Origin of the sequence: Massiliimicrobium timonense (assembly GCF_002160865.1) — a bacterium.
GTDB lineage: Bacteria > Bacillota_I > Bacilli_A > Erysipelotrichales > Coprobacillaceae > Allocoprobacillus.
This window is the reverse complement of the sequence record NZ_NFLJ01000019.1, coordinates 1-20,940: the sequence shown is the minus strand read 5'-3', so window position 1 is coordinate 20,940 and position 20,940 is coordinate 1. Positions and strand designations below refer to the sequence as shown.

21 protein-coding genes and 1 riboswitch are annotated in these 20,940 nt (G+C 32.8%); of the genes, 3 read left to right on the top strand and 18 right to left on the bottom strand.

Annotated elements, in window-relative coordinates:
* Positions 1 to 18 precede the first annotated feature (18 nt).
* Positions 19 to 188: riboswitch (Lysine riboswitch) on the bottom strand.
* Between the two features lie 67 nt (positions 189 to 255).
* The 10 genes from B5E75_RS07510 to gap all read right to left on the bottom strand — a co-directional run bounded on the left by B5E75_RS07510 (position 256) and on the right by gap (position 13,186).
* Complete coding sequence (locus tag B5E75_RS07510; RefSeq protein ID WP_087358140.1) at positions 256 to 1,317, bottom strand: GTP pyrophosphokinase; 1,062 nt, start codon at positions 1,315 to 1,317, stop codon at positions 256 to 258.
* Between the two features lie 77 nt (positions 1,318 to 1,394).
* A complete protein-coding gene (gene lgt / locus B5E75_RS07505; RefSeq protein WP_087358139.1) occupies positions 1,395 to 2,210 on the bottom strand; it encodes a prolipoprotein diacylglyceryl transferase in 816 nt (271 codons plus the stop codon).
* Positions 2,207 to 3,142, bottom strand: coding sequence for an HPr(Ser) kinase/phosphatase (hprK, locus tag B5E75_RS07500; protein ID WP_087358138.1), 936 nt, complete (start codon positions 3,140 to 3,142; stop codon positions 2,207 to 2,209). The genes lgt and hprK overlap by 4 nt, the downstream gene beginning before the upstream one ends.
* Positions 3,143 to 3,152: 10 nt before the next feature.
* Entirely contained in the window at positions 3,153 to 5,978 is a 2,826-nt protein-coding gene (gene uvrA / locus B5E75_RS07495) for an excinuclease ABC subunit UvrA (RefSeq protein WP_087358137.1), read from the bottom strand.
* Positions 5,965 to 7,308, bottom strand: coding sequence for a CCA tRNA nucleotidyltransferase (locus B5E75_RS07490; protein ID WP_087358136.1), 1,344 nt, complete (start codon positions 7,306 to 7,308; stop codon positions 5,965 to 5,967). The genes uvrA and B5E75_RS07490 overlap by 14 nt, the downstream gene beginning before the upstream one ends.
* Complete coding sequence (uvrB, locus tag B5E75_RS07485; RefSeq protein WP_087358135.1) at positions 7,305 to 9,281, bottom strand: excinuclease ABC subunit UvrB; 1,977 nt, start codon at positions 9,279 to 9,281, stop codon at positions 7,305 to 7,307. The genes B5E75_RS07490 and uvrB overlap by 4 nt, the downstream gene beginning before the upstream one ends.
* 12 nt (positions 9,282 to 9,293) lie before the next feature.
* Positions 9,294 to 10,727, bottom strand: coding sequence for a S41 family peptidase (locus B5E75_RS07480; protein ID WP_087358134.1), 1,434 nt, complete (start codon positions 10,725 to 10,727; stop codon positions 9,294 to 9,296).
* An 88-nt stretch (positions 10,728 to 10,815) separates the two neighbouring features.
* Positions 10,816 to 11,184: a metal-dependent transcriptional regulator gene (locus B5E75_RS07475; RefSeq protein ID WP_087358133.1), complete on the bottom strand. Its 369-nt coding sequence runs from the start codon at positions 11,182 to 11,184 to the stop codon at positions 10,816 to 10,818.
* A 43-nt stretch (positions 11,185 to 11,227) separates the two neighbouring features.
* Positions 11,228 to 12,007, bottom strand: a complete 780-nt coding sequence (locus tag B5E75_RS07470) for a ZIP family metal transporter (RefSeq protein WP_087358132.1) — start codon at positions 12,005 to 12,007, stop codon at positions 11,228 to 11,230.
* Positions 12,008 to 12,169: 162 nt separating this feature from the next.
* Entirely contained in the window at positions 12,170 to 13,186 is a 1,017-nt protein-coding gene (gap, locus tag B5E75_RS07465; RefSeq protein ID WP_087358131.1) for a type I glyceraldehyde-3-phosphate dehydrogenase, read from the bottom strand.
* A 220-nt stretch (positions 13,187 to 13,406) separates the two neighbouring features.
* On the opposite strand from gap, the gene B5E75_RS07460 reads away from it, so the two are divergent.
* Positions 13,407 to 14,003 (top strand): ATP-dependent Clp protease proteolytic subunit, encoded by a 597-nt coding sequence (locus B5E75_RS07460; RefSeq protein ID WP_087358130.1) that lies wholly within the window; start codon positions 13,407 to 13,409, stop codon positions 14,001 to 14,003.
* Here B5E75_RS07460 and B5E75_RS07455 read toward each other — a convergent pair.
* From B5E75_RS07455 to B5E75_RS07435, 5 genes are all read right to left on the bottom strand, one after another.
* The gene (locus B5E75_RS07455) at positions 13,985 to 14,392 is read right to left on the bottom strand and encodes a hypothetical protein (RefSeq protein WP_087358129.1); all 408 of its coding nucleotides are present in this window, start codon (positions 14,390 to 14,392) and stop codon (positions 13,985 to 13,987) included. The two genes, B5E75_RS07460 and B5E75_RS07455, sit on opposite strands and share 19 nt — an antisense overlap.
* Positions 14,393 to 14,421: 29 nt before the next feature.
* A complete protein-coding gene (locus B5E75_RS07450; protein ID WP_087358128.1) occupies positions 14,422 to 14,979 on the bottom strand; it encodes a uridine kinase family protein in 558 nt (185 codons plus the stop codon).
* Positions 14,979 to 15,854, bottom strand: a complete 876-nt coding sequence (locus B5E75_RS07445) for a DMT family transporter (protein ID WP_087358127.1) — start codon at positions 15,852 to 15,854, stop codon at positions 14,979 to 14,981. The genes B5E75_RS07450 and B5E75_RS07445 overlap by 1 nt, the downstream gene beginning before the upstream one ends.
* Positions 15,844 to 16,824 carry an asparaginase gene (locus B5E75_RS07440; protein WP_087358175.1) on the bottom strand — a complete coding sequence of 327 codons (981 nt, stop codon included), beginning with the start codon at positions 16,822 to 16,824 and terminating at the stop codon, positions 15,844 to 15,846. The genes B5E75_RS07445 and B5E75_RS07440 overlap by 11 nt, the downstream gene beginning before the upstream one ends.
* 71 nt (positions 16,825 to 16,895) lie before the next feature.
* The gene (locus B5E75_RS07435; RefSeq protein WP_087358126.1) at positions 16,896 to 17,162 is read right to left on the bottom strand and encodes a DUF2624 family protein; all 267 of its coding nucleotides are present in this window, start codon (positions 17,160 to 17,162) and stop codon (positions 16,896 to 16,898) included.
* A gap of 164 nt (positions 17,163 to 17,326) precedes the next feature.
* Between B5E75_RS07435 and B5E75_RS07430 the strand changes: the two genes are divergently transcribed.
* Positions 17,327 to 17,866 (top strand): TetR/AcrR family transcriptional regulator, encoded by a 540-nt coding sequence (locus B5E75_RS07430; protein ID WP_087358125.1) that lies wholly within the window; start codon positions 17,327 to 17,329, stop codon positions 17,864 to 17,866.
* A gap of 10 nt (positions 17,867 to 17,876) precedes the next feature.
* Positions 17,877 to 19,214, top strand: a complete 1,338-nt coding sequence (locus B5E75_RS07425) for an MATE family efflux transporter (protein WP_087358124.1) — start codon at positions 17,877 to 17,879, stop codon at positions 19,212 to 19,214.
* Positions 19,215 to 19,226: 12 nt separating this feature from the next.
* Here B5E75_RS07425 and B5E75_RS07420 read toward each other — a convergent pair whose 3' ends face one another.
* The 3 genes from B5E75_RS07420 to B5E75_RS14420 form a co-directional block, all read right to left on the bottom strand.
* On the bottom strand, positions 19,227 to 19,520 hold the full coding sequence (locus B5E75_RS07420; protein WP_087358123.1) for a DUF4351 domain-containing protein: 294 nt from the start codon (positions 19,518 to 19,520) through the stop codon (positions 19,227 to 19,229).
* A gap of 114 nt (positions 19,521 to 19,634) precedes the next feature.
* Positions 19,635 to 20,606, bottom strand: a complete 972-nt coding sequence (locus tag B5E75_RS07415; protein ID WP_087358122.1) for an Rpn family recombination-promoting nuclease/putative transposase — start codon at positions 20,604 to 20,606, stop codon at positions 19,635 to 19,637.
* A 194-nt stretch (positions 20,607 to 20,800) separates the two neighbouring features.
* A partial coding sequence (locus B5E75_RS14420) for a family 1 glycosylhydrolase (protein WP_143746947.1) occupies positions 20,801 to 20,940 on the bottom strand: 140 nt, incomplete at its 5' end.

Sequence of the window (20,940 nt, the reverse complement as noted above, 5' to 3'; positions counted from 1 at the left end):
ATTAACACGACTATTGATCATATTAATAGCGCCTCTCCACCTCGATGAAGGAGTGTTATAAGTCTTTCCTATAACCCCAAGATAATTATTTGCCAATAACTACCTTTCGGCAATGATTACCTTTCCCATTGTTCACAGTCTGCCAACTCCCAATGGTACTCTGATGCATTGCTGCCTCTAATTCTTTTATTTTCTTTTTTATCCTATACCGTTTTATGATTCATGTCAACGTTTTTTCACATGTTTTCACTTATTTTATGACACACTCATCTGTTTTTCTTCAATCAATTCTTTTAAAACTTGTAAACGTTCAATACTTTCCTGAGTAAAAATGTTCTCTGGATCAGCTGATCCCTCATTTGCCAACATCACCAACGAAATCCAAATCAAAACATTGTAGATATTAATTTTTTGATGCTCTTTATAATTTTCAATTCGTTCACGAGAAAGCCATTCAATCTCTTTAAGATGATTTTCCACAAAATCATCTAGTTCATTAATATAGGTATATCCCATATAATGAAATCTTTGAACAATACGAGATTGTGAAATCAATTCAGAATCACGTTCAAACTGAAATTGAAATTCTGTATGCAATTTTTCTAAAATATTATTAATACGTGGTGATGTATTGACATATTGAGCTAAAGAATTAGCATTAATATCCGTCTTTAAAACTTTTTCAATATGTACAATTCCTTTATTATATTCATCCACTTCTTTTGCAATCTGTACAAATTCTTCATCTAACAATTCTAATGATGCTGAAAGACGTGTTAATCGTCTACGAATATCTTTAGGAATCTCATATTGTGATTTATATCCTAAACCATGTTCAATTTCAGCCCATGAATGTTGTAATGTTGTACGAATTTGTAATTCAAAGACAATATCCTGATAAGCTGAATACTCTATGAGCTGACATCTTTCATCATTAAATTTAATCAATAAATGTAAAGAATTGTATCCAAAATCAATACGATCATCATAATTCTTTTTTCTTTTATCATTATATTCAACAATATCAAAATTATCCTTAACACATTCATAAATACGATCAACATCATTTTCAAACAAAGTAATGATTCGACATGCAACAACATCAGTAATCTGTGAAATATCCTGATATTTATTCTTGTAAGTAATCTTTTTCATCAAAGCATCTTCACTTTTAATTCTAATAGCCATATTAGAAATACGAAAATGATGCGTTTCAATAATACGTGTAAAAATATCTTCTATATCATGTTTTAAAGAACGATAAACCTCCTGATTATCATGATATTGTTTAATAATCTTCTTTGCAGAGTTATGCATAAAATCACCTCATATTTTGATTATACGCTCTTTATATGAAATATTCATGAACAATAGAAAAAAGAAAAAAATGTGAATCACTCCACATTTTTATCAATATAACTGATAGGTTTTCCTTTGAAATGGAGATAAAGAATACCACCAATACCAACGACCACAAAAACAACCGAAATCAGCTGTGCCATACGAATCGGTCCAAACATCAAACTATCAGTACGTAATCCTTCCACTGGAAAACGAACCAATCCATAAAATAAGAAATAACTAAAGAATTGAATACCAACATGCTTTTGAAAACGACGAATGACAAAAACAATCAAAACAAAAGCCATTAAATTACCAATCGATTCATACAGAAAGGTTGGATGATGATAAGCTCCTTGAATATACATTTGATCAATAATAAATTGAGGAAGATGTAAGGACTGTAAAAATTGTAAACTGACTTCTCCTCCAAAGGCTTCATGGTTGAAAAAATTACCCCATCTACCAAAGGCCTGTGCAATTAATACGCCCGGCATAATTGCATCACCGGCAATGAAAAAGGGAATATCATGCTTTTTAAAGAAATAATAACTATAAATCAGTCCGGCAATAATACCTCCTTGAATAGCCAAACCACCATGCCATATCGCAAAAATCTCTAAAGGCGAAGTGGCATACATTTCATCAAAAGTAAAAATAACGTACCAGATTCTTGCTCCAGCAATACCAATCAACAATAAAGCAAAGAAATAATCAGATAGAATAGATGAAGCATAGCCTAACTGCTTAAAGCGATATTGACCTAGAAAATAGGCAATACAGGCTCCTGTGAGAATACATACCGCATACCATTGAATGTGAATCGGTCCAATGGATACAAACGTTGAAAAATCTTCAAAAAATGTCATGACGATTTATTTTTGATATTATCAAGAATACGATTCACAAATTCTTTACTTGAATCAAATCCAGAATCTTTTAATTGCATATTCATCACAGCAGCTTCAATAATGGCCGACATACTTCTTCCACCAGTGACTGGCACGACAATTTTAGGAATTTGTATTCCTAAGATTTCTTCCATCACATCATCTTCTTCCATCCCAATTCTCGTATATTCACGTGAAGGTAACCAGCGTTCTAACTGAATAATCAAATCAACATTATCCTTTGGTAAAACAGATGCCACCCCAAACATCTTAGAAACATCAATGACACCAATCCCACGTATTTCTAATAAGTTTCGTAAGACTTCTGGTGCACGTCCCACAATACCTTGACCAATATGATAAAGTTCTACAGCATCATCTGCAATTAGAAAATGTCCACGCTTAATTAGTTCTAATGCAATCTCTGATTTCCCAATACCACTATCACCACGAATCACAACACCTTTTCCATAAATATTTAAGAAAACACCATGCATCAATGTTTCAGCAGCTAAAGCTTCATCCAATGTTCCTGTTAAATCAATGGAAACACGTCCTGTCGCCTGTGTTGTTTCAAAAATTGGAAAATTTCTTTTGATGGCTATATTTTTTAATATTTCTGGACATTCATACCCTTTCGCAATAATGATACAAGGTGTTTCATCATTAGCCAGTTTAGAAAAACAAGCTAACTGTGATTCTTTACTCATTTCTTTCACGAAAGAAATCTCTTTTTCACCAAATAATATAATTCTTCTAAAATCAGTGTGCTTGAAAAATCCTGCTAATTCAAAACCAGGACGATTCATTTCTGGCACAAAAACCTCTCTTTCCAACGCTGTTTCATCCCCTGATACTTGATGAAACAAAGTCGGTTTTAATAGATCTTTGATTTTGACTGACTTTCCCATGATTTTCCTCCTATTCCAGAACCATTTTCAAAAAACGTCCTGTATGACTTTTTTGGCAGGCAGCAACTTTTTCTGGTGTACCTGATACAACAATTGTACCACCATTATCGCCACCTTCCAATCCTAAATCAATAATATGATCAGCAACTTTAATCACATCCAGATTATGTTCAATCACAATCACAGTATCGCCCTGATCAACAATACGATTTAAAACTTCAATTAAACGTGCCACATCATGACTATGTAAACCAGTCGTTGGTTCATCTAAAATATAGACCGTTTTTCCTGTAGCTTTCTTTTGTAATTCACTAGCCAGTTTGACACGCTGTGCTTCACCACCGGACAATGTTGTTGCACTTTGTCCTAATTTAATATAACCTAACCCTACATCATAGATTGTTTGTAATTTAGAACGAATACGAGGTAAATTATCAAAGAAAGACAATGAATCCTCAATCGTCATTTCCAAAACATCGTAGATTGTTTTATCCTTATATGTCACTTGTAAAGTTTCTTCATTATAACGCTTACCACCACATTCCTCACATGGAACATAGACATCTGGTAAAAAGTGCATACTGATACGTTTGACCCCGTCACCTTGACAAGCTTCACAACGCCCACCTTTCACATTGAAAGAAAAACGTCCTTTATCATATCCACGCATTTTGGCTTCCGGTGTCTTCGCAAATAATTCACGAATATCATCAAAGACCCCTGTATAAGTGACTGGATTGGAACGTGGTGTACGTCCAATAGGATCTTGTGACACTTCAATCACTTTATCAACATTTTCCAGTCCTAATATTTCTCTATGTTTACCGGGCTTTTCTTTAGAATGATACAATTTGGCACGCATCGCTTTACATAAAATCTCATTAACCAATGTTGACTTTCCACTTCCTGAAACACCTGTCACACAAACAAATTTTCCTAATGGAAATTTCACATTGATATTCTTCAAATTATTTTCCTTAGCCCCTTTGACTTCTACAAATAAGCCATTTCCTTTACGACGTTTTTTAGGAACTGGAATCTTATATTCACCAGAAAGATATTTTCCAGTAATAGAATTGGGATTCTTCATCACTTCTTCTGGGGTTCCAGCAGCCACAACTTCTCCACCATGAACACCTGCTCCCGGACCAATATCAATAATATAATCAGAAGCACGCATCGTATCTTCATCATGTTCAACAACAATCACACTGTTACCTAAATCACGCATATTGCAAAGCGTTTTAATTAACTTTTCATTATCCCTTTGATGTAAACCAATTGATGGTTCATCTAAAACATAAAGAACACCTGTTAAACGTGAACCAATCTGTGTTGCTAAACGAATACGTTGCGCTTCTCCTCCAGACAAACCACCTGCTCGTCTGGATAAAGTCAAATATCCTAAACCGACATCATTTAAGAAAGTCAAGCGATCTTTGATTTCTTTGATGATTAATCTGGCAATATTTGTTTCCGTTTCATTCAGTTTTAAGTTCTGTACAAAGTCCAAAGCTTTTTCAATGGACATATCTGTAAATTCACTGATGTTTAAACCACCTACCTGAACACTTAAAACCTGTTCATTTAAACGTTTACCTTGACATGTCGGACAAGTATGTTCAGCCATAAATGACGCATACCATTCTTTAGACCATGACGATGTTGTTTCTTCATAACGTCTTTGAATCAATGTTTTCACACCTTCAATAGGTTTGGTTGTTTTAGAAACATTACCTGAACTTGATTGTAATGTATATGTAATAGGTTTATCAGAACCATATAAAATAATATCTAATTCTTTCTTACTAAAATCTTTAAGTGGTTTATCTAAATCAATATGATATTCTCGACATAAAACCAGAAATCTCTGCCATTCAATACGATCAGTTCCTACTGATGTCTTAAAATAACGAATACCACCTTGATTAATACTTAATGACCAGTCTAGAATCAATAAATCATTATCAACTTCATTTTTCACACCAATTCCTTTACAATCTGGACAAGCACCTAAAGGGTTATTAAAAGAAAATAAACGTGGTTCTAATTTAGGAACACTAAATCCACAATAAGGACAAGCCAAATGTTGAGAAAAAAGCTTTTCTGTTTTTTCATTCAAGTTTTCAACAATCACTTCTCCCCCTGTTAATTTTAATCCTGTTTCTAAAGAATCAGCCAAACGTGAACGATATCCTTCTTTTTTAATAATACGATCCACCACAACATCAATATTATGTTTTTTATTTTTATCCAAAACAATATCTTCATCTAAAAGACGCATTTCTCCATCCACTTTGACACGCAAAAATCCATCTTTAACAAGCTGTTCAAATAAATCCTTATGCGTTCCTTTTTGATTGCGACACATTCTTGCCAGAACTTGTAATTTTGTACCATCTTCATACTGATCAATGGTATCTACCATCTGCTTAATCGTCTGTGATTCAATCAAAACATGATGAGTTGGACAATAAGCATGACCAACTCTGGCATAAAGGAGTCTTAAATAATCAAAAATCTCTGTTACTGTTCCAACTGTTGAACGTGGATTGTTAGAAGTTGTTTTCTGATCAATCGCAATGGCAGGAGATAAACCATCAATACTATCGACATCCGGTTTTTCAATTCCACCTAAAAATTGTCTGGCATAGGCACTTAAAGATTCTACATAGCGTCTTTGTCCTTCGGCATAAATCGTATCAAAGGCTAAAGAGGTTTTTCCACTCCCTGATAATCCCGTCATAATTACCAATTGATCACGTGGAATTTCAACATTTATATTTTTTAAATTATTTACTCTTGCACCTTTGATAATAATTTTATCTTTGTTCATACTTTTTCAAACTCCTTAATATCTTTTCCTTACTATAACCCTGTAACTGTAAATCATAAGCTTCTTCCAGCATATCTTTAAAACATTGATGATTATGGAAACCATATTCAATCAAATCATGACCATCTATCAAAGCAGGCATCGCCTGGCACCCTAAGCGCTGTTGTTTATCCTGAATAAAAGTCCAAAAAGCATCATATTGTTCTTGGGCAACTTTTCCTCTACCTAACTTATCACAACAGCTGATATAAATCAAATCATTCATTGAAACTTTTCCATCAATTTTCTTTAATAACCTTAAATAAGATATATCTCTGGCTTGATGACGTGACATATTCATTAAATGCATATGATACATAATCATTGTTGAAATATATTGTCTTTCTTTTTTAGAAGTAATCAAAGGCACACCATGAAAAACTTGAACACCTGCTTCATTATGTAATGGCGCATGACCATCACTTGTTGTGACAAGTGGCTTACCAATATCATGTAATAAACATGCCCACATAAACCATAAAGGATGATCAGTTTTTTGCTTGACATGACTAGCTACATCAATGACTAGCATGGTATGCGTAAAGACATCACCTTCAGGATGATAATCTAAGCGTTGATGCGTTGTTGTGAGGGCTTGTAAATAAGGTGGTAAGGCACCGATTTCTTTTAAAAACTGAAATCCAAGTGAAGGCATGTCTGTCATAAGGATTTGACAATATTCTTGATAAATTCTTTCAACAGACAAATGATCTAACATATGTTGAGAAACCATTTGTCGACAAAGCTCTTTAGTTTGGCTATCGACTTGAAATTGTAGCTTTGCGACAAAACGAGCCACTCTTAAAACACGTAATGGATCTTCAATAAAACGTGAAGCATCAACACAACGGATGATATGATGTTTGATATCATCTAAACCATGACATAAATCAATAATCTTTTTTTGTTGATAATCATACATTAAAGCATTAATCGTTAAATCACGTCTTAAAATGGCTTTTTCTATTGGTAAATTTTGATCAATCATTGTTTCAAAATCTTGATGTTTGACACCTGTTTTCTTTTCTTGACGTGGTAAAGCAAAATCATAATGAGGTAAAGTATCCAATTGAACAATCGCAAAAGACTGACCAAAAGTATTGACTTGCCCATATTTTTGTAAAATATCACAAAGTTGTTGATATGAAATATGATAAACTTCTACATCTATATCATGAAGATCCTGACATCCCAGGACATCATCACGCACTGATCCGCCTACAATATAAACTTGACCACCATGACTTATAATATCATCAAAAACAGTTTTTGCGAGAACATCTATTTTCATGATTTTTCACCTTTAAGTTCTAAAATAATATCTCTTAATTCCATTGCACGTTCAAAGTCAAGAACTTTCGCCGCTTCTTTCATTTCTTTTTCTAAATCATCAATCAATTTCTTTTTCGCCTGTTTTGTCGCTTTCTTACCTTTTTGAAGCAACGATGAAGCTTCCTCCATTGTTTCCTTTCCTTGAATCAAATCATGAATTTCCTTATGAATTGTTTGTGGAATAATATGATGTTCCTTATTATAAGCTTCTTGAATCTGACGACGACGATTGGTTTCATCAATTGCTTTTTGCATAGATTCTGTTATATGATCTCCATACATAATAACCTTTCCATTCGCATTTCTAGCCGCACGACCAATCGTCTGAATCAAAGAACGTTCACTTCTTAAAAACCCTTCTTTATCAGCATCCAAAATACAGACAAGTGAAACTTCTGGCAAATCTAAACCTTCTCTTAATAAGTTGATACCTACTAAAACATCATATTTACCAAGTCTTAAATCTCTTAGAATTTCCGTTCTTTCTAAAGTCTTCGTATCTGAATGTAAATAAGCCACCTTTAACCCTACTTCTTTTAAATAGGCACTTAAATCCTCGGCCATACGTTTTGTCAGTGTTGTAATAAGCACACGTTCATTTTTTTCAATACGTTCATGAATTTCATCAATCAAATCATCAATCTGATTTTTTGTTGGACGAACATCAATAATTGGATCTAATAATCCTGTTGGTCGAATAATCTGTTCAGCATATTCTCCATGAGTTTTTTCTAATTCATAATCACCCGGTGTTGCTGAAACATAGATGACTTGATGAATAATATCTTCAAATTCTTCAAAGCGCAATGGTCGATTATCCAAAGCACTTGGTAAACGAAAACCATATTCAACCAACGTTTCTTTTCGACTGCGATCCCCATTAAACATCCCTCTCACCTGTGGTAACATCACATGACTCTCATCAATAATCATCAAGAAATCATCTGGAAAATAATCAATCAGTGTATAAGGTCGCTGTCCTGCCAGACGTCCATCAATATGACGAGAATAGTTTTCAATACCGGGACACATTCCTACTTCTCTTAACATCTCAATATCATGTCTGGTACGTTGATCAAGACGTTCATATTCCAAAGGTTTCATCGCATCTTTAAAATATTGTAGACGCTCCTTTAATTCCTCTGAAATCGTGTCACAGGCGCGTAACATCTGTTCTTTTTTCGTCACATAACCATATGCTGGATAAATCGTATATGTTTTATAACGTCCTAAAACCTTTCCTGTTAAAGGATCAACCTCACTGATTCCTTCTACTTCATCCCCAAACAGTTCAATACGAATCAACCAGCTTTCTGTATGTCCGGGTACAATTTCAATAACATCTCCACGTACTCTGAAAGTTCCTTTAGACTGTTCAATATCATTTCTTTGATATTGACGATCAACAAGATAAGTCAACAGTTCACGACGATCAATCTCTTGTCCTACACGTAAAGAAAAAATCATTTCACGATATTGTTCTGGATTTCCCAATCCATAAATTGAAGCCACTGAAGCCACAACAATGGTATCCCTTCTTTCTAACAAAGAATTCATTGCTGCGGAACGTAACATTTCAATTTCATAATTTGTCTTTGCATTTTTATCAATATAAGTATCACTTTTAGGAATATAAGCCTCTGGCTGATAAAAATCGAAATTAGAAACAAAATACTCTACACGATTTTCTGGAAAAAACTCTTTCAATTCCGAATACAGCTGCCCTGCCAAAGTTTTATTATGAGCCAGAACCAGTGTCGGTTTATTCACCTGTGCAATCACATTAGAAACGGTAAAAGTTTTTCCCGTTCCTGTTCCCCCTAATAAAACCTGTTCTTTTTTACCAGCTCGTATACCTTCGACAAGTTGCTTAATAGCTGTAGGCTGATCTCCCATTGGAGAGTACTGCGAAACCAATTTAAATTTTTCCATTCTTATCACCTCCTATTGAATCAATTGATTCATTTTTTGTAAATAAGCATCCTCTTTTTCTTGATATAAATGATAAGTTAAAGCACTCAATAAAATAAATCGGTCATTGGTAGAATACACACCATCCTGTGTTAAATGATAATCTTTTTCAAATGCCTGTAAGGCTTTTGTTGTTTGTTTTGAAAAATATCCATCCTGCCGTTCTACAGGATACCCTAATGCTTTCAACATTTCTTGCATATATTGAATATTATCATCAACATCATCATATTGATAAGATGTTGTCATTTCACCAAAATGAAAATCTTGAATACTTGTTGTACTAACCTCATAATCCGGTTTTAACCCTGTTCCATTAATCCATGTCCCATGTGGTGTCAACCATTTTTCATGAGTATATTTTAAAACTGCTGATTGAGAGAGAGTCACCTGTGTTTGCGCAACCCCTTTTCCATAAGTTGTTTCCCCAACCAAAAGATAACCCAAATTTTCCTTTAATCCAGCACTCAATACTTCTGATGCACTTGCTGTTTGATCATTGACAAATATATAACCCTGTTCAAAAACATATTTTTCCCGACTTGTCGCTTTATATTCTTCACTCTCTCCATCCTTATCTTCCAAAGAGAAAAGAATCTGCCCTTTAGGTATAAACAAGTCTAAAATTTCTTGTGCCGCATTTAAATAACCACCACTATTATCTCTTAAATCAATAATGATTTTTTCAACATTCTGTGCCTTCATCTCCTGCAAAATCTTTTCTATATTTTCACTTATATTCTCACCAAAAGTCACAATACGCAAATAACCAACTGATTGATGATTGATTGTCATAATGGAAGAAGTAACAGAAGTATCCACATTTTGACGAACTGCTGTCACTTCATGAACTTTTCCATCTCTCAACAAACGTAACTTGACTTGACTCTGCTTTTCCCCTTGAATCATTTCTTTGACTTTATCAGAACTATATCCTGCAATAGATGTTCCTTCAATATGAGTGATGATATCACCACTTAAAATTCCTGCTTTTTTAGCAGGTGTATCTTGATAAACATCTAAAACAATAGCCCCATCATCAACCATTGTAAAAGTAATACCAATACCTTCAAATGTCCCATTAATAGATGCATTTAAAGATTGTGATTGTTCTAATGATAAATAAGAAGAATAAGGATCTCCTAAAGCTAAAACCATACCACTTAGCATACGTTCCTGCAAACTCATTTTGGAATCACTGGTATCCAAAAAATCACTTTCAATAATTTGAGCAATTTCATTATAAATATCACTCTCATCGTGATGATAACTCATTTGAAAGCCATGTATAAAATAGCCAGCAACTCCACCTATCATTAAACATATGATACACATAAGAACACATATAGGTCCTTTTTTTAATCTTGTTTTCTTTTTTTGATCATACTCAAACTGAAAATCATCCATATTTCCACCTCATTTTCTTATTCTACCATAGATTCATCATTTTTTTAACTCACAAGCCACTATTTTCTTGAAACAAAGAAAAGCAATCCTAAGACTGCTTCTTTAAAAAATTTTGAATACATTGTTGTGTTTCATCACTAATAATATGTTCAATACGACAAGCATCATCTTCAGCTTGTTTATCGCTTACACCAATAGAAATCAAAAAAGCCGTTAAAATCTGATGACGATTATATACTTTTTCTGCAATACGACGTCCTTCATCAGTAAAATCAATATATCCCTTATCATCTACAACAATCAATTGAGATTCTTTTAAAAGTTTGATTGCACGTGATACGCTTGGTTTAGAAAAATCCATGGTATGTGCAATATCAATAGAACGGACATATTCATTTTGATTCTTTAAAATTAAAATCGTTTCTAAATACATTTCACCTGATTCATGCAAGTCCATTTTTGTCACCTCATATCAATTTATATCATTATAGCACAACTCATCAGCCTAATGCTACATCTAATATCATCATGATAACAAATCCAATCGCAAAGCCAATCGTCGCAATATTTGAATGTGTACCTTGTGAACCTTCAGGAATCAGCTCTTCTACAACGACATATGCCATTGCGCCAGCGGAAAAAGATAACAGATAAGGCAAGATCGGCACAAAAAACTGTGACAGGACAATCGTTAATATAGCACCCATAGGTTCAACAATACCTGATAAAGTACCATACATAAAGGCTTTTCCTTTAGACACTCCTTCACTTTTTAACGGCATAGAAATAATAGCCCCTTCTGGAAAATTCTGTATCGCAATACCCAATGATAAGGCAATTGCTCCAGCAATAGAAACATCACTATTTCCCATCAAGGCTCCTGCAAAAACAACTCCAACTGCCATCCCTTCAGGAAAATTATGCATTGTGACTGCTAAAATTAACATTGTTGTACGTTGCAAGTGAGATTTCTTTCCTTCTACCTGATGATCCAAATGCATATGTGGAATAGTACGATCTAAAAATAATAGAAAGAAAATTCCCAATAAAAAACCAACTGCCGCAGGTATAAAAGATAATTTTCCTAAACTTGCTGACATATCTAAAGCTGGAATCAAAAGTGACCAGACTGAAGCAGCAATCATCACTCCAGAAGCAAATCCCAGCAGAACTTTTTGAACACGATTATCCATTTTTTGTTTCATAAAGAAAACACAGGCCGCACCTAATGTTGTCCCAATAAATGGTATCATAATACCAATCAAAACAGATGTATTCATGTTTTAACACCTCTTTTCTTTAGGCATTATCTTACTATATATCATTTTATCTTTCAAAATATATGATAAAAAATATCTGACATACATTTGTTAAAAGACTCAAATCATCTTTTGACATAAAAAAATCTTGGGAATACAATGTACTCCCAAGAAGTTTCTAAATTATTTAGTTAATTCAGCGAAATATTTAATAGTTCTAACCATGTTAGAAGTATAAGAATTTTCGTTGTCATACCAAGCAACAGTTTGAACTTCAGTAGTTCCGTTATCTAATGCTTTAACCATAGTTTGAGTTGCATCAAATAATGAACCATAAGTCATTCCAATAATATCTGAAGATACTAATGGTTCTTCAGTGTATCCAAATGATGGAGTTACAGCTGCTTTCATAGCTTCGTTAACTTGTTCTACAGTAACTTCACCTTCAACAACTGAAGTTAAGATAGTTGTAGATCCTGTAGGAACAGGTACACGTTGAGCAGAACCGATTAATTTTCCATTTAATTCAGGGATAACTAAACCGATAGCTTTAGCAGCTCCAGTTGAGTTAGGCACGATATTAACTGCAGCAGCACGTGCTCTTCTTAAGTCACCTTTTCTATGAGGTCCATCTAATACCATTTGGTCACCAGTATAAGCATGTACTGTTAACATGATACCAGATTTGATTGGTGCTAATTTGTTTAATGCGTTAGCCATAGGTGCTAAACAGTTAGTTGTACAAGATGCAGCTGAAATGATTGTATCATCAGCAGTTAATGTTCCTTCGTTTACTCCGAATACAACAGTTGGTAAATCATTTCCAGCTGGTGCAGAAATAACAACTTTTTTAGCTCCTGCATCAATATGAGCTTGAGATTTAGCTTTAGAAGTATAGAAACCTGTACATTCTAATACTACATCTACTCCTAATTCTCCCCAAGGTAATTTAGAAGCATCTGCTTCTTTGTAGATTTCGATTTCTTTTCCATCTACTACGATTGAAGATTCTTTAGCTTCTACTGTATCAGCTAAAGCATATTTACCTTGAGCTGAATCATATTTTAATAAATGTGCTAACATTTTAGGATCTGTTAAGTCGTTGATTGCAACTACTTCATATCCTTCAGCTCCAAACATTTGTCTGAATGCTAGACGTCCAATACGTCCAAAACCGTTAATTGCTACTTTTACTGCCATTTTTATGACATCCTCCTTACTAATAATTTATGTCTATATTATAGTCCACAAACCCAAATAAATCAATAAAAGTTGTGCGCTTTATATAAATTTTTTCACAAGAGCGAAAATCTTTTCTTGTTTTTTAACTTTGCTTAACTCAATATTAACCCAAGAAAAAATCAATTTTCTATGAATAATCCACACAAATTTCTCTATAATGAATTATGGAGGTAACTTTATGCATTTTATACCCACAGTGATATTAAAAAAGAATTCTAAGGAGTATGCCTATGATATTTTTTCCAGATTGCTGGAAGATCGTATTATTATGCTTTGCGGTGAAATCAATGATGAAATGGCCAGTTCTATTGTTAGTCAGCTGTTATATTTAGAATCCCTTGATCAACAGGCTGATATTGATATGTATATTCATTCACCAGGTGGTAGTGTATCGGCTGGATTAGCCATTTTTGATACAATGAACTTTATCAAATGTGATGTGTCAACAATTAGTATTGGTTTAGCAGCAAGTATGGGTGCTTTTTTATTGGCAGCTGGAAAAAAAGGAAAACGTTATGCTTTAGAAAATAGTGAAATCATGATTCATCAACCACTAGGTGGTGCACAAGGTCAAGCCAGTGATATAGAAATTTCTACACGTCATATCTTAAAACAAAAAGACAAATTAAACCGTCTGCTATCGCAAATGACATCTCAATCCTTACGTCGTATCAAAAAAGATACTGATCGTGATTATTTCATGAATGCTTATGATGCTTTAGAATACGGTTTGATTGATGAAGTTTTAAAAAACAATCAAAGTGAAACACTTTGATTGTTTTTTAATAGAATAGATAAATATCCTTCTCCCATATGCATTTGTTGAATAGGTAAAGCTATTTGATACTGAATTTGATTGTCTTGAAAGATTATATGTGAATCTTTCAAAAATGATTTCAAAAAACTTATTATTGGAAATTGTAAAAACAGGTATTCTATTTTGCCATGAATATTTTTAAAAATAAAACTTTGATTTTCATATTGTATTTGAAAATCACAAACAACATCTACATGATATTGATTATACAATAAAACAGCATTCATCAATAGTTTTTCATCAGCTAATTTGATATGCATTTCCTGCATCACAATATCATATTTTTTAAAAACATCTTTTAAAACAAACGATAACCCTGTTTGTACTTCTTCTTCATTTAAAATCACTTTATCACCCCTACATTCTATGCAGGGAATTAAAAAATATGTGTTGCATCTAAAACAGGATACTGACCAAAAAGATCAAAAGCTTGAAAATATTGATTTTCAAGTGGTATCCACTTATTGATAAACATCTCTATTTTTTCTGGATTTCGCTTTAACAAACGTTCTTTTTGTGTATCGGCTGATATTTTTAACACAACTGCATGAGTATAATAAGACTGCAGACTGGGATGCAAAGCATAGCTACCCTCAACAATACAAAAAGGGCAATAAGATTTATGTTCACTCTTTTTCAAAGTCATCGCTTGACAATCAAAGGGCTGATAATCAACATCCTGCTGACAAGAAAGAGGCTTTAAAACAGTTTCTAAAAAACGCTCATAATGAACATTTCCGCCCGATTGCTGTAATCTTTCAGGTGTACGCATTTCTAATGGCAAAAAGAAATCATCCATATGAAAAACTTGCGCATGAAATTTCTGTGCCAGATGATGAGCTAAAGTTGTTTTCCCACTTCCACTCATGCCATCAATAGCTAGTAGAAATGACGATTGTTGAGATAAATCATGAATAAGTTCTTCTAATGTCATTAAATATCCTCCTTTTGATTTTGAGCTTTAACTAATATAAAAGTAGAGAATAAAACAAGAATACAACCAATAATCTTTAATAATGTTAAACTTTCATTCAACCAGACAACCCCCACAACAATGCTTGTGATAGGTTCTAATGTCGATAAAATAGCTGTCAAAGAAGCCCCTAAACAATAAATACCTTTTTGAAGTAAAACAACACCAACTAAAGATGTTAAAACTGCCACAACTCCCGAAAGAATATACGCTTGGATGGGTAATATTGTTATACGTCCAAGTAAGAAAGCCAAAATAAAAATAACAATGGAATTCATCAAAACAAGATAAAAATTAAAAACATACGGACTCATATAACGAATCGAAGAATGGTCCATTCCTACCATATAGTATGCAAAAAAGACACCGGATAAAATTGCTAATAAAGCGCCCATCAAGGATGATGAAGATGAGTCCATAAAACAAAAGATTCCAATAATAGCTAAGACCAGACAACATAATTGTTGTTTATTTAATTTTTGATGATACAAAACAAAATTCATACAAACAACAAAAAGTGGATATAAAAAATGTAAAACCGTAGCACTTCCTACACCAATATATTCATAAGAAGAATATAACATCACAATTGTTAATGTATTACCAAAAAAACCTACTTTAAAAACATCCAGCCATTGTGATTTATTTAATCGAAAAGATTGCCCTTGATAAACCACAATAATAAAAAAGAGTGGCAATACAAAAAGATGTCTTAAAAAAGCCAATTGAACACCATTATTACCCATTGCATAAGTTAATTTTCCAACTGCTGGTGTGATACCAAATAAAATCGTCGCAATCATTGTAAAAATGATTCCTTTCTGTTTAGTATTCATTAAATAACTCCTTTATTTTATCTAAATCATGAGTATATGTGAGAGCTAACATCAATAAGACTCTCGCTTTTTGTGGTGTTAATGTATTACCTGGAATACAAAGATGATGGGGATCAAAAACTTCATCATCAAAAACAATTCCTTGTGAAACTCGTGAACAACGTACAAATATAATACCTTGCTTTGATAAGTCCTCAATAGCATGTAACCAGTCTTGACTGTAATTTCCACTTCCTGAACCCGTTAAAATGATTCCCTGATGATTCAAAGCCAAAGAATAAAGAATTTCATGACTTGCTCCAGCATAAAAGTAAGCAATTCCTACTGCTGGTAAATCATGATAATCAAATGATGAGAATAAGGAATGTATGGTGTGCTTTTTAAATGTTTTAGAAAAGAAATGAACCTCATGATCTTGCATATAGCCTAAACATCCGAAAGCTTTTTGTTCAAAAGCATCGACTTTATAGTTATTCACCTTTTGGATATCTCTACCAGAAAATATTGTACTTGAAAAAAGTCCCATAACACCTTGATTTCTTGCTTCATCATGAGCAGCCAGACAAACAGCCTGATATAAATTATAAGGTCCATCTGCACTAGTCGCTGTAGCTGGTCGCATCGCCCCTGTAACAACAACAGGTTTAGATGTATGTAAAGTTAAGGTTAAAAAATAAGCTGTTTCATCTAAAGTATCTGTTCCATGAGTGACAACGATACCATCAATATCATCTTGTCTTACAAGTTCATTAATTTTTTGAGATAAAACAAGCCATCGCTGTGGTGTCATTTCATTACTATCAACATTCATTAACTGATATTCTTTAATATGTGCAACTTGATTCAACATGGGAATGGATTGAATAATTTCATTGACATCCATTTCACCTGCATGATAGGCAACAGCTTTTCCTATCTGTCCCCTACCAGCAATTGTTCCTCCTGTTGCTACAATTGCAATTGTTTTCATATTTCCTTCACCCATTGCACATTTTAGCATTTTCTTTTTCATGAAACAACAAAAAAAGCCACCAAACGTGGCTATTCAATCTCCTTAAGTAAATAACTTTGATCTAACAGAGGTTTAAAACTTAAACATGTTTTTTGACTTGTTTTTTGTGAAATCTCTGATAACAAAATAGGAGTATACTCATCATTTAAGACAGTATGAGGATTATCTTTGATTAAATGTAAAATAATCTTTAAATCACCATCTTCAATCACAATATCATGACGATGACAAAGATTCTTTAAAATCTTTAAAGTCATCTGTTGTAGACGATGGTTCAAGCGATAAAAATTCATCATAAGCATTCCTCCTTTTGACGTATATTACAAAATTCTTATATACTTTTCTTATTTAAATATATTATAATAGATTTAAAATATGTATACAATGTACACATATTCATGATTTATACAATATTAGACACATTGGTTCAAACTGTCCAATATTGAAGGAGGGGATTTGAATGAGAACTGAATATCGTAACGCAACACGTTCAAAATTATTAATAAAAAAAGCTTTTATTGATCTTTTAAAAGAAAAACCTGCCAGCAAAGTGACAGTCACTGATATTGTTCATGAAGCCAATATTAGTCGTGGGACATTCTATGCCCATTATTTAGATACAAAGGATTTACTAGAGAGTTTTCAACGTGAATTCATTGAACAGATTTTATATTTTACACGTAAAAATCATAAGCTGACATTAGTTGAACAGCTCAATACATTATTAATGAAAATTTTAGATATTTTAAAGAATGACTATGAAACATACTGTATTTTATCTAATCAGGATTTTACATTTGAATTTTATAATGAAATGAGAGATGCAATGATTCAAGAATTACAACAGGAGTTTTCTCTTTCTCCAGAAACCAAAAGAAGACTTCATATATTCATTGGTGGCTTTATGATGTTATTAAGGGAATGGCTGCAAAAAGGGAATTTTGAATCTATGGATGAGTATGCACAAACATTGTCTACATTGATTACAGAGAATTTGTAGGAGTTTTTTTATGAATAATCAATTAACACAGGGTTCTATTACAAAATCATTAATTTTATTTTCTATTCCTATGATTATAGGAAATTTATTACAACAGTTCTATAATGTTGCTGATACATTTATTGTAGGACAATTTTTAGGTTCTGATGCTTTAGCCGCAGTTGGATCTTCTTTTACTTTAATGACTTTTTTAACATCTATTATTTTAGGATTATGTATGGGAAGTGGTATTTTATTTTCAATGTACTATGGTGGTCAACAAATAGATAAAATGAAAACATCTTTTTTTATTTCTTTTATTGGTATTGCTGTGTTTTCTATTTTATTAGAAATACTTTGTCTACTTTGTATCCACCCTATTCTTCATTTCATGAATATTCCTCAGGATATTTATCAACAAAGCTATGATTATCTTTTTATTATTTTCATTGGTTTCTTTTTTACTTTTCTTTATAACTATTTTGCATCTTTATTAAGAGCTTTAGGTAATTCAAGAGTTCCTCTTTATTTTCTTGCTGTGGCAACTTTAATTAATATCTTTTTAGATGTTTATTTGATTGTATCATTTCATATGGGTGTTGGTGGTGCAGCTCTAGCCACCATTATTGCTCAAGGTGTCAGTGGCTTTGGTATTATGATTTATGTTTTTATAAAACAAAAAGATCTTTTACCAGCACGTCAGCATTGTTATTTTGACTATGATATTTTTATGAAAATTAAAGATTACTCTCTCCTCACATGTATTCAACAATCTGTTATGAATTTTGGTATTTTAATGATTCAGGGATTAGTCAATAGTTTTGGTGTCATCACTATGTCTGCTTTTGCTGCAGCTGTAAAAATTGACTCTTTTGCATATATGCCTGTACAAGATTTTGGTAATGCTTTTTCTACTTTTATCGCTCAAAATCAAGGTGCTCATCAACAACAACGTATTCAAAAAGGATTAAAATCCGCTGTTATTATTTCAGGAATTTTTTGTTTGTTGATTTCATTGATTGTCTATATATTCGCTCCAACATTGATGCTTATTTTTATTCATCCAGAAGAAGTAGAAATTATTCGTCAAGGTGTACAATATTTGCAAATTGAAGGTATGTGTTATTTAGGTATTGGATGTTTATTTTTACTTTATGGTTATTATCGTGGTATTGGAAAACCGGGTATTTCTGTTGTTTTGACAATTGCTTCTTTAGGAACACGTGTTGTTTTAGCTTATGCTTTTGCACCATTATGGGGAACGGTGGCAATTTGGTGGGCCATCCCTATTGGCTGGTTCTTAGCTGATGCTATTGGCATTATTTATGGTATAAAAAAAGAAAATTGGTTAGAGAATCAGCATCAATAAAGAAAGGATTTTTTAAACCCTTTCTTTATTGTTTTTATAGCATGTTATAAGCAACTTAAAGACATCTTGTTCATTATGTATTTGATGAATATGCATACCTATAACCTGTAACATATGTTCATCACATTGTTGAATACGTTTTTTGATTTCCGGTGTCAACTGTCCAAGTACATTTTGCAGTAAATGAAGAATCAACATCTGTTGTCCTTCTCTACGTCCTGTTTTAATTCCTTCTTCTTTCCCCTTTTTTCTACCATCTTCCATTCCTATATGAATGGCATCTTTCCATAATGAATACATTTCCATTTTTCATCTTCCTTTTAACAACTCATTATCCAAAATACCCCATCTTCTTGCAAGTAAAGAATACTTAAACATCATTTCCTTTATCCATATCAGATAAAATCACTATGCAACAACTCACATCAAAAGTTTTAAAACATCTTGTTCATTATGTATTTGATGAATATGCATACCTATAACCTGCAACATATGTTCATCACATTGTTGAATACGTTTTTTGATTTCTGGTGTCAACTGTCCAAGTACATTTTGCAGTAAATTAAGAATCAACATCTGTTGTCCTTCTCTACGCCCTGTTTTAATTCCTTCTTTCATTCCTTCTTTAATTCCTGCTTCACGTCCTGTTTTAATTCCTTCTTCTTTCCCTTTTTTTCTACCATCTTCCATTCCTATATGAATGGCATCCTTCCACAATGAATACATTTCCACTTTTTCTTCACCTTCCTTTTCAATAATTTCAACCAATTCTTCCTGTCCCGTTAAAGTTGCCAATACCTTAGCAACTCCCTTTGTAACAACCATGTTTTGAAGCCCTGCTACATTCTTTTTCCAGATCAATTGTAATCCCTTGATCAGCTGCCTGTTCTCCTGATTTCTAAAAAGACGATAATCCAATTCTTTAAGATCAACAACTCTTATTTTCCAATCATTACCAAGTCTTTTAAGATATTCTGGTGCTTCAATACGATCCATTAATGATGTCAAAGCTTTCCATTTTCCTTCACCATGATACAACACTAAACTTATAACAAGCATGAAACGACAACCTTTTTGATGCTTATCCTGCAAAGCATAATTAAGAGCATCATACAATAAAATTCTCGAAGTCATTGTATAATCTGATTGACTTTGTGCTTCCATGTTAATAAGAATCTGCCAGAATCCTGTATCCCATTTCATTGTGATATCATTTCTTTTTTCGATTGAAAAATGATAATCTGCATAAGTTTTATCATTTTGGTATGGAAACAGGTATGAAGCATCAACGACCTTTTGTCCATCAAAAAATAAAACATTTAAAAAATCAGCAAAATGACCCGGATGTCCAAAAAAATCCCTCATAACATGATCTTTCTTTAAAACAGACATTATTCATGTTCCTCCCTTAGGAAGGTCTATAAAAATTATATCATTATATTTGCTATAAGTAAATATTTGTAAATTTTTATTTCCCTCCCTAATTTATATATACGCAAAAAAGACTTCATTTTTCTTTTTTTATTTCAAATTTTTTTAAATTTATCAAAACAAAAAAAGAAGGAAATTCATTCCTTCTTCATGTTTTAATCTAAATCTTCACCATTAGAAGCAATCACTTTCTTATACCAGTCATAAGAATCTTTTTTGCTTCTTTCTAACGTTCCATGTCCTTCATTATCTCTATCGACATAGATAAATCCATAACGCTTCTTCATTTCTCCTG